The organism is Leptolyngbya sp. PCC 6406 (assembly GCF_000332095.2).
GTDB lineage: Bacteria > Cyanobacteriota > Cyanobacteriia > Phormidesmidales > Phormidesmidaceae > PCC-6406.
On the sequence record NZ_KI913950.1, the window covers coordinates 65674 to 80188 of the forward strand.

General features: G+C 55.6%; 15 protein-coding genes. 13 read left to right on the top strand and 2 right to left on the bottom strand.

What is annotated here, in order from left to right; genetic code table 11:
- Positions 1–147 precede the first annotated feature (147 nt).
- From LEP6406_RS0224820 to LEP6406_RS0224855, 8 genes are all read left to right on the top strand, one after another.
- Positions 148–363, top strand: a complete 216-nt coding sequence (locus LEP6406_RS0224820; protein WP_008319456.1) for a hypothetical protein — start codon at positions 148–150, stop codon at positions 361–363.
- Positions 364–633: 270 nt separating this feature from the next.
- Complete coding sequence (locus LEP6406_RS0224825) at positions 634–1416, top strand: ParA family protein (protein ID WP_008319457.1); 783 nt, start codon at positions 634–636, stop codon at positions 1414–1416.
- Positions 1413–2378, top strand: a complete 966-nt coding sequence (locus tag LEP6406_RS0224830; RefSeq protein WP_008319458.1) for a ParB/RepB/Spo0J family partition protein — start codon at positions 1413–1415, stop codon at positions 2376–2378. Before LEP6406_RS0224825 ends, LEP6406_RS0224830 begins: the two co-directional genes overlap by 4 nt.
- Before the next feature lie 92 nt (positions 2379–2470).
- Positions 2471–3835, top strand: a complete 1365-nt coding sequence (dnaX, locus tag LEP6406_RS0224835) for a DNA polymerase III subunit gamma/tau (RefSeq protein ID WP_008319461.1) — start codon at positions 2471–2473, stop codon at positions 3833–3835.
- Positions 3836–3909: 74 nt separating this feature from the next.
- Positions 3910–4875 (top strand): DNA polymerase III subunit delta, encoded by a 966-nt coding sequence (gene holA / locus LEP6406_RS0224840; protein ID WP_008319462.1) that lies wholly within the window; start codon positions 3910–3912, stop codon positions 4873–4875.
- A gap of 105 nt (positions 4876–4980) precedes the next feature.
- Entirely contained in the window at positions 4981–7638 is a 2658-nt protein-coding gene (locus LEP6406_RS29665; protein WP_008319464.1) for a DEAD/DEAH box helicase, read from the top strand.
- A gap of 10 nt (positions 7639–7648) precedes the next feature.
- Positions 7649–8494 carry an ATPase domain-containing protein gene (locus LEP6406_RS29670; RefSeq protein WP_008319465.1) on the top strand — a complete coding sequence of 282 codons (846 nt, stop codon included), beginning with the start codon at positions 7649–7651 and terminating at the stop codon, positions 8492–8494.
- Positions 8495–8546: 52 nt separating this feature from the next.
- A complete protein-coding gene (locus tag LEP6406_RS0224855) occupies positions 8547–9209 on the top strand; it encodes a hypothetical protein (RefSeq protein ID WP_008319468.1) in 663 nt (220 codons plus the stop codon).
- On the opposite strand, the gene LEP6406_RS33220 is transcribed toward LEP6406_RS0224855, so the two are convergent.
- Entirely contained in the window at positions 9206–9346 is a 141-nt protein-coding gene (locus LEP6406_RS33220) for a hypothetical protein (protein WP_155834873.1), read from the bottom strand. The genes LEP6406_RS0224855 and LEP6406_RS33220 overlap by 4 nt on opposite strands.
- Here LEP6406_RS33220 and LEP6406_RS0224865 point away from each other — a divergent pair.
- The 5 genes from LEP6406_RS0224865 (at position 9345) to LEP6406_RS0224885 (ending at position 13566) form a co-directional block, all read left to right on the top strand.
- Entirely contained in the window at positions 9345–10187 is an 843-nt protein-coding gene (locus LEP6406_RS0224865) for a hypothetical protein (RefSeq protein ID WP_008319469.1), read from the top strand. The two genes, LEP6406_RS33220 and LEP6406_RS0224865, sit on opposite strands and share 2 nt — an antisense overlap.
- Complete coding sequence (locus tag LEP6406_RS0224870) at positions 10165–10779, top strand: N-6 DNA methylase (protein WP_008319472.1); 615 nt, start codon at positions 10165–10167, stop codon at positions 10777–10779. The genes LEP6406_RS0224865 and LEP6406_RS0224870 overlap by 23 nt, the downstream gene beginning before the upstream one ends.
- A 313-nt stretch (positions 10780–11092) precedes the next feature.
- A complete protein-coding gene (locus tag LEP6406_RS0224875; RefSeq protein ID WP_008319473.1) occupies positions 11093–12004 on the top strand; it encodes a DUF5996 family protein in 912 nt (303 codons plus the stop codon).
- A 117-nt stretch (positions 12005–12121) separates the two neighbouring features.
- Complete coding sequence (locus LEP6406_RS0224880) at positions 12122–12622, top strand: hypothetical protein (protein WP_008319476.1); 501 nt, start codon at positions 12122–12124, stop codon at positions 12620–12622.
- Positions 12623–12768: 146 nt separating this feature from the next.
- Complete coding sequence (locus tag LEP6406_RS0224885; protein ID WP_008319478.1) at positions 12769–13566, top strand: MOSC domain-containing protein; 798 nt, start codon at positions 12769–12771, stop codon at positions 13564–13566.
- Here LEP6406_RS0224885 and LEP6406_RS31705 read toward each other — a convergent pair.
- Positions 13544–14419 carry an ATP-binding cassette domain-containing protein gene (locus LEP6406_RS31705; RefSeq protein ID WP_008319480.1) on the bottom strand — a complete coding sequence of 292 codons (876 nt, stop codon included), beginning with the start codon at positions 14417–14419 and terminating at the stop codon, positions 13544–13546. The two genes, LEP6406_RS0224885 and LEP6406_RS31705, sit on opposite strands and share 23 nt — an antisense overlap.
- Positions 14420–14515 lie beyond the last annotated feature (96 nt).

The window sequence follows — 14515 nt, forward strand, 5'->3', positions numbered from 1 at the left end:
AACTGTTCTGCAACAGATCGGCAACAGAACCTGTTGCCAACCGCATCGGTTCAGTCGCAGTAAGTGTTGCAACTATTGCATGTTGTTGCAACAATGCACGTCATGTTATCACTGCGGTGTACCCCTTACCCATCTAGGAGTCCGCCCATGATCTCCCCCCACTCCACCCCTGGCACCGCCCACCACCGTCGTCTCCGTAGCGTTGTAAAACAGCTTGTGATTGAACTGGCCCATCTGGAATATTGCCTTGCCGCTGGGGTACAAGCCCCGCCGATACAAGGCGCTGTAACGGATATTGACCAGGCTATTGATCGCCTGAATGACTATCTCGGCAACGAATCCCAGGCCCAGAAAGCGGCCTAGGGCCAATTCCATGGGCCTACCCCCAGAGTCTTTCCCTGGCTCGCGATCGCACCTGAGGGTAGGCCCACCATCGTCGATAAAAATGGCCGATAAAAATAGCAGGTAAAATCTAAGCCTGTTTTCGGTAAAAAGCAGGCAAAATTTTATAGAAATTCCCTCCGTTTTCCTAACGGAGACCTATAGTTATGGAGATGCCCTGTAGGCACAGATAAAAGATCTCCTGAAAGCAGTCCTGCCCGCCCCTCTGCCGCTCTTCACCCGTGCTACGCCATGAGCCAAATCATCGCCCTATTCAATATGTCTGGTGGGGTTGGCAAATCTACGCTAACCATGAATTTAGGGTTTCATTTGGCGGCTCAGGAAAAGAACCGCGTTCTCCTGGTAGACATGGATCCCCAAGCCTCCCTCACCACCTTTATGGGGCTGGGGCCTTTCGACTTACAGCAGACCATTTACGATAGTCTCTTGAAACGAGATCCCCTAGCCATAATCCCTGACCTGCTGGGCTGTGACTTGGCTCCGGCGAATATTTTCCTGTCTCAAGCAGAGTTGCAGTTGGCCTCGGAACTGCGTCGGGAGTATCGATTGGCTGAGACCTTGAAAGCCGTTCAGCCCAACTATGATTTTGTCCTCATCGATTGCCCGCCTTCCCTAGGGCTCTTATCCGTCAACTGCCTGGTGGCGGCTCAATACCTGCTGATCCCAATTCAAACTGAATATAAGTCCGTAGAGGCAACGGTGAACCTGCTGCAAACAACCCATGAGATTGCTCAGGTGGTGAACCCAACCCTAAAAATTGCCGGGGCTGTACCCACCATGTACGACGAGCGTACCTCTCAGGCCAAGCGGGCACTACAAACGATCACAGAAGTGTTTCTCTCTCTCAAGACAAACAAAAGCTTTGCGGACACGATTGTGTTTCCCCCCATCCCCAGGCGCACCGACTTTGCCAATGCCACTGCGGAACATTTACCCCTGGCCCAGTATTCTCCCCGGCACCCAGCCCTAGAGTCCCTGGAAATCATTACCCAAGCTATTCAGCAGTTGCCATGAGTAAGCAGTCTACTAACTCCACCTTTAACTTGGCAGGCCGGGGGATTCTCCAGGGATTAGTTTCTCAACCGGGGATTCCAGAGTCGCCCGCCCAGGATCAAGCGGCCAAATTTATTCCCGTTGACCAAATTCAACCGGGCGCTTGTCAGCCACGGCAATACTTTTCCGAATCAAGCATCGATAGCCTAGCCCAGTCTTTTCAACAACAGGGGTTCCGAGGGGCGATCAATGTCCGGCCCTTGGCCAATGGCTCCTATGAGATCGTCGCTGGAGAACGCCGTTGGCGAGCGGCTAAAAAGGCTGGACTGTCAGAGGTGCGCTGCATTGTCGATAATTACAGCGATGCCGATGCCCTAGAGTTTGCGCTGCTGGAAAATCTCCAACGGGAAGACCTCAGTAAGCTAGAGGAAACTGAAGGCATCTTGCAGCTCATCGAAATCAAAGTTGGCCTGGATCGAGATGCGGCGATCGCCCTCATTGGTCGAGAGGGGCACAGCGATCGCCAGTCTCGGAGCGACGTCGCTCCGAGCGCTGAACTTCAGCAAATCGAAGCCATTCTGTCCCAGCTCAATATCGGCTTGCAAACCTTTAGAACCAAGAATCTGCGGACACTACGGCTACCCGATGATCTCAAGCAGGCTCACTTGACCGGCAAATTGTCCTATTCTGCGGCCTTCGAGCTAGACAAGATTAAGGATGCAACTCTACGGGATGTTCTGTTGCAAGAGGCGCTAGGCAATCAGCTTTCATTCCGTGAGATTCGCGATCGCGTTAAAACCACTGCCCAGCCAATCCATCCGGTTCCGTCCCCGCCAGAACCCTCTTTGTTAGATCGCCTAGAAAATAATGTGAAACGAGCGAAGAAGGCCAAAGCTTTTTTTGAGAGAACCCAAAAGCGGAAGCGGCTGGAGCGCCTACTCCGCGACTTGGAATCTTTGCTCGATGAAAGCGAGGCTGAGTAGAGAGGATGCCCTCTCTGATCGCCGCCACTTATCCTAGGGAGATTGGGGATCCGCTATCGCTTGTTGTGGGGAGAGTTTAGCAACCCAGCCCCATGAGCCAACCCTTACATTTGAAATATCGCCCCCAGCGCCTAGTGGACTTGGTCGGGCAGAACTTGATTCGAGACTGCTTAACCGTAGCCCTGAACCAGAACCAGATTGCCCCCGCCTACCTGTTCTATGGGCCACGGGGGACGGGGAAGACCTCCACCGCGCGCATCCTTGCCAAGTCATTGAACTGCTTGAAGCGTGAAGGCCCAACAGCGACCCCCTGCGGCGAGTGTGGCACCTGTCGCAGTATCGCCAACGGATCAGCCTTAGACGTAATTGAGATTGATGCAGCCAGCCATGGCGGGGTAGAGGATGCCCGAGAGTTGGTGCAGAGTAGCCAGCTTTCCCCTGCCCAAAGTCGCTACAAGGTGGTCATTCTCGACGAATGCCACATGCTGACGACCCAGGCCCAAAATGCCCTGCTGAAGGTGATTGAAGAACCGCCCCTACGAGTAGTCTTTATTCTGGCCACCACCGAACCCCACAAAGTGTTGCCCACCATTAGTAGCCGTTGCTTGACCTTCGAGTTTCGGCCCCTGAGTGCTAAGGCGCTGAAAGCATACCTGGGCCGCATCGCCCAGGCAGAAGGGATTGCTATTACCGGAGATGGGATTGAAGCGATGGCGAAGCTGTGTCAGGGCGGACTAAGAGATGCCCTGCAACTGCTGGCCAAAGTGGCATTGCTTGATAGCGATGAAGTAGATGGCCCCCAGGTATACGCCATGACGGGGCAAGTGGGTGGCCATCAGGTGCTGCCGGTGTTGGAATCGGTCTTGAGCAGAGCCGTACTAGAGCTGCTGCAAAGGGCCAGAACCTTGATAGAAACAGGCCACACACCCATGGAACTGCACCTAGCCCTGCTAGCGGTGTACCACGACCTGATGGTGGTGAAGCAAACCCCTAAGGCCGAGTCCCTGCTGAGTGGACCCCTGAGCCCATCACAACTAGAGCCCCTAGCCGGGAGCCTGAGTCTAGAGCAGATTTATCAGAGCTTGGAGGTTCTGGGGGAATCAGAACGGCAACTGCGCTTCAGCCCCAATCCCCAACCCTGGCTAGAGGTGGTGCTGATGAAACTGATGCCAGAGACTGTCATCACGCCCCGTCCCCTCCCCTCCGATGCCCTAAGTTGCACCGAAGTATGGGAACAGGTTTTGGCCCAAGCGCAACCCAAAGCCCAAGGCATCCTGAAGCGCTACTGCCAATTGAGTCACCTGGACGTGGATAGGGGCAAAGCCACCCTAATTGTGGACCAATGCCGGCAAAACACCCTGGTGAAGCACAAGGCGAAGGTAGAAGCCCTCTTGGAGCAGGTGTTGGGACAGCCCGTGAGGTTAAAGCTGCAAATCACTGACCCAGTAGGAGTCTAGGGTGCTATCGCCGGGTGGGGGAAGCGTTCTGGTGCTACATCAGAACTCCTGTCTTCATTCCCCCTTCCCCATCCATGACCCTAGAACTTTTGATTGGTGATGACCCCTACCAAATCCAGCAGCGGATTGCCGCCCACCGAGATCGCCTAGAGCCCGAATGGCGCAGTCTTAACACCCATAGCGTTGATGCCGAGGGGCTTAAGGCAGAGCAGTTGGGGCGATTGTTGCTGTACACCGTCGCCCCCCTAGCCCGGAGCTTGCCCATGGCGGGTGCAGGCAAAGTGGTCGTGGTTAAACACTGCACCTTCAACGCCAGCCTGCTAGCGGCCCTAGACTGGCTGCCCGCCATGCCCGCCGCCAACACCCTACTGCTGTGTGCCCCCAGACTAGATCGGCGTACCAAGCTGAGTAAGTTTCTGCTGAAGCAAGGCCAATGGCATGACTGTAGCGGCCTCAGCCCCTGGGACCGGCAGGGCATGACTGACGCCATTGGCAGCCAAGCTGAAGAGCTGGGTTTGGTATTAGCACCATCAGTCGTAGGGTACCTAGTAGAGGCCATCGGTAATGATCGCCAACGAATGTTTGGAGAACTAGGCAAGCTGACCCTAGCCCCCCAGCCCGTGACCTTGAAGGTCGTGAAACAGCTCGTGCCAAATCAAACCCAAAATGCCCTTCAGCTTGCCGATGCCATTCGTCAAGGGGATAGGGCACGAGTGATAGCCCAATTCCATGGGATGGCCACGGTCTATAGCGGGGTGCTGGTGGCGACGGTGTTGACCCAGTGCCGCACCTGGTTGTGGGTGAAAGCAGCCCTGGAGGAACGCCTTAGGTATAAAGATGCTGAGATTGCCCAACGCTGCGGCCTCAATAATCCCAAGCGGTTGTATTACCTTAAGCAAGAGGTAGAGCCCCTGAGCCTAGAGGGATTGATGCAGGCCGTCTGTCGGTTGCAAGCCCTGAGTCTGCACCTAAAGACAGGCTGGCCCCGGCGTAGGGTACTGCCGGAACTGCTGCAAGCGGCCCAAGAACTGCAAGCTTAGGTGAGGGGAATGGGTGGCCCGATGCCGCCCGAATCTTGACCCCCGAATCCTGAGCCCGAGATACCCCCGATGGGGGTGGGGGGTGGTTTTTTAAGGAGAGCGGCCATGAGCCCACCTAACTTTGCTCAACTCCTGGGGTCAGCTTGGTACGACAGTCCAACCCCAGAGGCACCTGCTGCTGCCGCCCTACCCTCACCCGCCGCTGCTAGGGTCGAAACTGGCGTTGCGGTAGAGACCACCCTGGAACAACTCACCGACTGGGAAACGACTTGGCCCGCCCAAGCCCCTACCCTGGTGCCGATTCCAGAGACAGTGCCCGCAGCGCTGCGCCAAGCTCTAGAGCGCATTGGTATTGAGCAGCTCTACAGCCACCAGGCCAAAGCCTATGGCGTGATTCGCAAGGGCAAAGACCTGGTCCTAACGCCCCCCACCGCAGCGGGCAAGACCCTAGCGGCCTACGTGCCGGTGCTAGAAGGCGCAATTTTACAAGGACATCGGTGTCTATCGCTCTATGGCTTGAAGGCCCTGGCCAGCGACCAAGCTGCCAAGCTCGAAACCTTGCTGGGGGAGATAGAAGGTCCTGAGGTGGGTTTAGTCAAGCTGACGGGGGATGTGAAGGGCCGAGAGACCCGTGATGCCCTATTGGCCAGGAACCCCCACCTGTTGGCGATGACCCCAGACCTGCTACACCACGAACTGCGCCGGGTCTACTGGTCGCAGCCCTGGCAAAGCTTCCTGGCCCAGTTGCGCTATGTGGTGATTGACGAGCTGCATACCTATCAAGGGGTGTTTGGAGCCAACCTGTGCTGGTTACTGAGGCGGCTGCGGCTAGCGATAGATGCCTGTGGTGGCCATAGCGATCACCTGCAATTCATTTGCCTCTCTGCCACCATTGGTAACCCCCGAGAGCTGGCGGGTAGTTTGATCTCCCGGCCTGCGGTGAATCTAGATGGGAGTAAAAATACCCGCTTGACTTGGATTCATCGCAGTGGCGCAGCGGCTCCGGAAAAGCGCTTAATTGTAGCCAAAGCCAGTCGCAACATTGATGGGGATGTGGCGAAGGTGATGGTGAGCTTGATGGTCGAAGGGATGCAGGGGATTACCTTTTGCAATTCACGGGAGGCAACCAAACGAATTGTGCAATTGCTATCAGAGGAAGCGCAACATCGGGGTTGGGGCCACCTCCAAAGTCAGGTCGCAAGCTTCTATGGCTCCTTGGATGAATCGCGCCGTCGGGATATTGTGGCTCAGCTAGAGTCGGGAGCGGTGCGGTGGATTGTGGCCACCGAAGCCCTAGAGGCGGGCATTGATCTACCCCAACTGGATTGCTGCATCTTGAGGGGCTTTCCCGGTAGTGTGATGAGCTTCCTGCAACGCATCGGTCGAGCCGGACGACAACAGGGCGGTCTTGCCATCTTGATTCCCATGGCCACCAGTTTGCTGGACACCCACTTCAGCCAACCGGAACCCTTGCTGAGTCCTTCCGAAGCGATTCACTTCAATCCCGATTACCCCGTGATGGTGGCGAAACACCTGCTGTGCAGCGCCTCTGAATCAGGGATTAAAGCCGACCAGGTGAAAGCGTACTTTGGCCCCGATGCGGTAGGGATTGCCCAGCTTTTGCGCCAGCAAGGGGAGCTGAAGTCTCGCCGGGATGGGACACTGTACGCCACAGGCTACCCCCATGGCAGCGTCAACTTTCGGGGGGGGACGAGTGTCGGCATGGTGGACTTGATTGACCTGGGGACAGGTCGAACCGTGGAGTCGATGTCCAAAGATATCGCCCACCGGGAAGTATTTGCCGGAGCGATCTACCGCCGCCAGGACGAATCGGGCCAGATGCAGACCTTTCGGGTGAAGGCATTTCATGGGGATAAAGCGGACTTAGAAGCCTACCCCCTTGAGACCCGGTTCACCGCAGTCCAGGGCACCACGGACATCCAGGGAAGTCAGCCCCTCACTGCGCCGGTAACGGTACCGCTGCATTGGCCCCCGGCCCAGGGCACCCCCGCGCTGACCCTGACTCTAAACTATGGCCCCATCGTGCAACAGATGGAGGGCTATGACGTGCAAGAGCGTCGTTATGAGCGCACCTGCTTGAGCAGAAAATGTAGCCAGTTCAAAAAGCCCCTGCTGGACTATGGCCAATGCCCCCAATGCCGTCAGACCACCCGTCGAGCAGAGATTGTGGAGGTGATTGAGACCCGCAGTCTAGAGCCAAAGGTGTATCGCACCAGCTTCGAGAGTCCGATTCTGGAGCTGAGCTTGAATGGGGCGGCGAAGGACTACCTGGAGGGCTATAACCGTCGCTTGAGGAAGCAATTTCAGGAGCACGAGCAGCGGGGGGCGTATCAAGCCCTATGGGACCACCCCAGCGACTTGGTTGCCATTCATAGCCTGGGTCATCAGTTGATGTTGGCGCTGCCCTTGGTGGTTTTGCACAGCCAAGGGGATTTGGAGTTTATTTGCCAGCAACCGAGGGTGGGACAGGTGAGTGGGGCTTGGTTTGATACCAGTGATGGGGGCAATGGGGCCACAGAGGCGATTCTGCGCTATTGGGATCAGCTGGTGCCCCAGGCGATCTCCCTAGCGGAGGGCTGTGATTGTGTTGCGGGTTGTCCCAAGTGCTTGGCCCAATGGCATTGCCCAGATAAGAACCAGGGCTTGATTAAGCAGATGGGGCTGGCGGTGTTGCAGGGAGCCCTAAACCCTGGAAGGGGCCAAGGGGATAGGGCTATCGCCGGGGAGGGTGTTCCCCTATAGAGAGCAAGCGATGCTTCGATATCCTGCCCGTTATCGCCGTTCCTGCCTATCCCCATCAGGCCGCGCGGCTGTCACCCCTTGGTATGCCGCGCATGAACCCCATTTGCATCTGTCTAGTTTTGCCACGGGCCTCGACCCCCTCGATGCCATTCTGGGGGGTGGCCTACCCCAGGGCCGGATTACAGAGTTGTCGGGTTATGGGGGCAGTGGCAAGACCACCTTGGCGCTGCACCTGTTGGCTCGGGCTCAGGGTTTGGGACAATTGGCGGTATTGATTGATAGCGACCGCACCTTCAATGGTGACCGTGCCCAAGCCCTAGGGTGTGATCTGACCCGACTGCGGGTATCCCAGGTAAATGAGGTTAGCCAAGTCTTTAGCCTATTGCGCCTATTGGTGCGCCGTCCATTGGGAGGCGTGGTGGTGGTGGACTCCTTGGCCAGTTTGCTGCCCGAACCCTGGCCAGAGGAGCCGGAAGCCTTTACCCAAGGTCAAACCTTAGCCCTAGACCAAGCCCTGACCTATCTGATTGCCCAGCTCAATCGCAGCCGCAGCCGGTGGGTGGTGCTGTTCACGAATCAACTGCGACGGCGAGCTGGGGTGCTCTACGGTAACCCTAATTTTCCCGTTGCCGATGGCATTCTCAGCTATCGGGCCTCCTTACGCCTCACCTTAAATCGGATCCTAGGGCTGAAGCATCCAGGAGAGCCCTGGGAATATGGCTTCCAGGTGAAGGCCAAGGTGGATAAGCATTGTCTTGCGGCTCCCTATACCCATTGCCATTTAACCCTCTCCTTTGCCCAGGGATTTCAAGACCTAGAGCCAGAGGATGAGGAATACGAACTGGATGAAGATTAGGGGAACAGTTCCCTAACGGGGGATGGGGAGCTGTTCTTGGCCCTGATTCCCCATGGTTCTTCCCCCCATCATTACCCTCCAGGATATTTGCCCAGGGCGCTATGCCCTCCAGCGCCGCCCCCAACATTTCTCAGAACACCTCAGCACCCGCACCTTGCAGGACCGATTGATGCTGGTGATGCGGCAGGCGCAGTTGGGGCTCGATTATCGTCCCATGGTGTCCACAGATCCGAAGCTGGCCCGATTGATTGGCCAATTGCAAGGGGTGATGCCCCAATCGTTGTCAACTCCCCGCCGTTACTTGCATCTGGGGATGGAACTCCAGGCTCCCTTGACGGTGGCGGGCCAAGGGGTACAAGTGCAGGTGTCGGTGAATGTGGGCTATCGCCAAGGGCTACCCAAACTATTAGACTGGGCCATCCGCAGACCCCAGATCACCCAGAGTGACCGGGTGAAACTATGGGTCGCGACTCAGCACTTTCAGCAGGTGTTGGGGATAGCCCCAGGGCAACTGAAATTGGTGGTGGTGGCGCTGACCTTGAAGCATCCGCCTCAAACAATGGTCATTCCCTGGCACCCCCGGCAGCAGCACCAGACCGGGGCATGGATTCAGCAGCAACTCTTGAGACAGTCTCCAACCCCAACCACCGTTGAACCAGAGAGGAGGATACCAGGGGTGCCTGACTTTGATGAGATTCCAGAAGTCGCCCTTTAACTGGCTAGGAACCCCGCATTCTTGCCCCGCGCCAAAAGCTTGTCGTAGTCGTTCAACCCCAAACTGTGCTCACCCTTCGGTGACAGGTAGGGATTGCCGCTATCGCCGGTAGGGGTGATGCGTTGTCCCCAATCCATGTCCTATGCCCACGGCTGGTTGTTGCCCCAGTGGCTAACGCTAGATGCCACCTACCAAGGTCGCTATGAACTGTGGCGACTTGCCTTGACCCAAAGCACAGTCTCGTTGCTGCCCCCAGAACCGGTGCCGTTCTTGAATCCAAAGGATGCGGGATTTGAGCGCACCTTAAAGATGATAGAAGCCTGTATCAAGGCATTGGGAGGATACGGCAGGGGGGGCATTACCGAGGTCAGCTTCTTGGCCCGGTGGTTGCTCTACGGCCTAGGCCATCCCTATCAAGGCACCCCGCCAGTGCAGCCCTATAGCGGTTCAGACATTACCCCTAAGCTGGCCCAGACTCTGGATCTAGAACTGCTGATGCGTTGCCCCAGTGATTATTTTGGTCACATCCTGGCCCAGGGGAAGTATGGCCAGAAGCACAGCCGCTTTTACCCGACCCTGCCGTCGGTGGCTGAGGCGATGGCGGCAATGGGGCATCAGGTGGGCGGTCGTTCAGGGCAAAGAATGCGGGCCTTTGACCCCTGCCTGGGGACGGGACGGTTGAGCCTTGCGGCCTCGAACTATTGCAGGGCAATGGTGGGGTGGGAGCGGGACAAGCGGTTGCTGGAGAGTGCGATCGCTAACTTTATGCTCTATGCCCCGGACTTGGCGTTGCCGATTCCCAAGCTAGGCGGGGACTTGATTTGGGGGGATGCCCTAGAGCAAAGGGGCACGTCTTTGATTAGCGGCGCGCCCTTGGACTCAAGGTGGGCCAAGGTGCCTGAAGTCCCCACCCTGGTTAAAGCCACCGTGAATTCACCCCAGGAAGGAGAAACCCGTGATCAACTCACTTTGTTCTGAATGGCTAGAGCTATTCGATAACTGTGCGGCGGCGGCCCCGATTGACCCGGCGGAGATCTTGCCTATGGGGACTCTGGCGATCCTTAATCCGCCCTTTGGCAAAGGAACGCTGTGGCCTGAGGTGGGGGAGAAATTCTATCTGGCCCACCGCTGGCGTTCGGAAGGCAAAGATTCAACCCAGTGGAGTCGGACGAATCGGGTTAAGCAGAGTGCCGCCCTGGAGGCATTGTTTCTAGAGTTGTGTGTGCGCTCCCTGGCCCCTGGAGAGGTGGTGGTGATGCTGACCCCCAATGGATTGTTGTCGGACCAGAAGTCGGGGGCAGATCGCTGCTGGTTGCTAGAGCAGGCTCGACTTTGGGCCAGCATTCAACTGCCGCCAGAGGTGTGGCAAGCGGAGTGCAAGGTGGGCATTGTCACCAGTATTGTGGTGCTGGAGCGCCTTGTCCCTCAGGAGTTGGTAGCGCAAGGAGATTACGACATCTTTATGGCGATGGTGAAGGGTTGTGGCTTCGATAGTCGAGGCCGTCGGGCTGGGGTGGATGAGTTGCCCCAGGTGGTAGACAAGTTTATGGCGCTGGGTTGGGAAGGCTGATCATGAAGTCGCGCTAGGGAGATGGGTTGGCGCGATTTCACCGAATACCCCCCTGGCTTCAGCCGTGCGCTGGCCCATGCACGGTACCCTCAAGTTGGGCAGACAATAGCATTAGTTCATGGGCGAAGAGGTGATTCACTCTGGAGTTTGCCCAAGACCCAATTGGTGATCTGTTGGGAAATAGGCAGGGGCGGGTGTTGGGGGCAGGGGGCGATCGCCTTCTGTAATCTGTAACGCCCAAGGTGCAGTAGCATAGCGATTGAGCCGCCTGACGAGCTTTGCCGAGGTTGCTTGACCTATTGGGGGAACTGCTATGCCTCATCTTTGGCCACCGCTGAGTTTGGACGATTGGCAAGACACCTGCACGACCCTGCACCTGTGGACGCAGATTGTAGGCAAAATTCGCCTGGTACAAACGCCGTGGATTAACCACTCCTGGCATGTACCGCTGTATGTGACGGCCCGGGGGCTGACGACGGGCACCATTCCCCACGATGATCAGATCTTTCAGCTTGGCTTCGACTTTTTTGATCACCAGTTGCGCATCGTTACCAGTGCAGGGCAGGAACGAACGGTGGCCCTACGCCCTCGCTCGGTGGCAGACTTTTATCAGGCCGTGATGGCAGCCCTGGGGGAGTTGGGCGTTGCCGTGTGCATCCACACCACCCCGAACGAAATTCCAAACGCGATCCCCTTTGAGCAAGATGAAACCCATGGAGCCTACGATGCCGAGGCGGCCCAACAGTTTTGGCGGGTGCTGTTGCAATCTGAGCGCGTCTTCCGCGAGTTTCGCGCTCACTTTTGTGGCAAGGTCAGCCCAGTCCATTTTTTCTGGGGCAGCTTTGACCTAGCGGTGACGCGGTTTTCGGGACGCCCCGCGCCGTTACATCCTGGGGGGGTGCCCAACCTGCCCGACGATGTGGCTCAAGAAGCCTACTGTCAGGAGGTCAGCAGTGCTGGGTTTTGGCCCGGTACTGGCCTGGGCTATCCGGCTTTTTATTCCTACGCCTACCCGATGCCGGAGGGGTTCAAAGATGCAGCCGTGCAGCCGGAGGCGGCGTTTTTCCATGAGGGGCTGGGGGAGTTTGTTTTGCCCTACGCGGCGGTGCGCGAAGCGGCTGACCCTGACCAGGCACTGCTGGGGTTTCTCCACAGCACCTACGAGGCCGCCGCTGAACTGGCAGGGTGGGATGTCGCTGGGCTGAAGCAGACCTGGTTTAAGTAGGGGCGGTTGGCGGGGATGGCGAGGGAGCGTGAAGGGGAAGTGTGCGATCGCGCTGGCTTGAGAAGAGCTAGCGAGACTGTGATGGGATAAAGCTGCGTTGAAGCAATTGGGCGGTTGGTGAATGAAGTGAATATTCCGCTGGATAGCTATGTGGAATGTAAGTCAAATAGCAAACAAGAAGCTAAATATCAGTTGGCTGGAGAGCTGGAAGAGTTGCGACAAGCAAGAAACAATATTGAGCATAAGGAAGCTTCTCTTGATAAAGATGCAGTTAATAAATTTCTGGGTGTCGCATTCCGCTTCTTAGATGATTTCGTGAGTTTAGAGCTAGGATTAAGTTTGTCTGAGAAGCTAGAAGAACTTGATGAACTTAGAAAAGAAGCAGTTGTTCTACCCGATCCAAGGTCATACTCTACGATCATTTACTGCTACAATTGCTGCGCTAAATATGAAGGTTGTCAGTGTGCAAAATGTGAGCAAACTTACATAGAATATTTAGGTGAATGGGAAAAAGGCGATAACCCACCTGAGCATCCTGATTTGGAAAGTCTTTTGAACTCTGAAGAAGCAGATGTCTCTTTTTGCGAGGTGTGTCAAGATTGGATTGCGGATCAGTGATAGTGCAAATGCCGCATAACAACCCCAACGCAGCAGACGGACGGAAGTCACTGTGCCGCTTTCAAAGTTGTCTACCGCCGCTGGTTGAGAACGTTAGATATTTTTGCAGAGCAGTGAGTAACTAAAATAAGATTTTTAATTTTGATATGACAATCATCGGAACCATTGAAAGCTTGTGGTGCTACCCCGTTAAAAGTATGCGCGGCGTGGAAATGCCCGAAATCTTTATGGGATTTTCTGGTATCTACGGTGATCGCTGCTATGCCTTCAAAAGTTCCACTGCCCGCAAAGGATTTCCTTATTTGAACGCGAATGTGCAGCACCAAATGTTGCAGTATCGTCCGCAATATCGCTACCCGGAACGAGCCTCGAAACCACCAAATTTAATCGAAGCAACGAGCATAGTACCTGGGGTGACACCTGCTAATAGTGACCCAGAAGACATGATTTTGGACATTGTCACTCCGGCAGGCAAAACTGTTTCTGTCGATGACCCAGAACTGATACAACTACTGAGTGAAGGACTTGACGAAAAGACCCAACTGAAGCTTGTGCGTTCAGACCGGGCTTTAACCGATTGTCGCCCGATTTCCTTAATCAGCTTATCCACGATTCGACAAATTGAATCAGAATGCTCAATCCCAATTGATAAGCGGCGTTTTCGAGCAAACGTCTACTTTGACTTTGCGTCAGACGAAATCGGATTTTCTGAAGATAATTTTGTCGGTCGCCGTCTACGGATTGGTTCAACTGCGACGGTCATGGTTCTTGAGCGCGACCCGCGTTGTAAGATGATTTCGCTCGATCCAGATACGGGTGAACATAACCCGGAAGTTTCGCAGAAGGTTGCCCAATCACACGGCAACTTTGCTGGAATTTACTGTGCGGTTTTAGTAGAAGGAATCTTAAAAAAAGGTGATTTCATCGAATTGGAAGCGACTTGATTTCAGTCTGTGAATTTGATTTGGGTGATGGGGTAATACGAATCGCACATAATCGTACCTTACAGCCGTAGTATGAAGATTGAATGTGTAGGGTCTGGTGCTTGAGCGTCAAGGCGCGGTCGATCTCGATTTGGCTCAAAAAGTCGAGGTCGTGGGAAATCACCCATAACGCTCCCCGATAGTCATTAATGGCCCCAATAATTGTCTCAACCGTTTCAATATCCAGATTGTTAGTAGGTTCATCTAGAATCAGCAGATCGATGGTCGCAACACTGATCATGGCCATAGCCAACCGCGCCAGTTCGCCCCCACTCAGGACTGAGGCCGGTTTATCCACCGCCTGGTTAAAGAATAGGAAGTGGCCCAGTTGCTGGCGTAACTGCTGATAAGGCAGCCCTGGGTTAGCGACTTGCAGGTTGTCCAGTACGCCGTGGTGTATCTCGATCAATCCATAGGTCTGATCGAGATACACCACGGCGAGCGGATCGGCTAGGCGTAGATCTGCGGCTTCGAGCCGGACTGCCTCAGCCTCAGCAAAGATGGCTTTGACCAGACTGGACTTACCAGAGCCGTTGGCCCCTGCGATCGCAATACGATCTCCCGCCACCACCTGTAGCTGAATATTCCGAATCAGGATGCTGTCCCCAACCCTGAGGCGGCCATCTCGAATTTCCAGTAACGTTCGGCGCTTCTGACTGGTTTCTGCCAGTTGAACCGTGGTGGCTTTTGCGGTTCTCACCTTGGTTTCGGCCACCTGGTGGGCAGCTTGGGCAACCGCCGCCTGGTTGCGCTTCGCGGCATGGCCTGCGGTGCTAGAGGCCCGGTTGGCAAAATAGTAGAGTATTTTTGCCATGCTGACGTCTAAGCCTACTCACCTGAACGTTGTGAAGGGGTGAAGGGTCGTAGCTTAGAAAAGACTTCATGGCGTTGAACTGGGGAACCAGTGAAG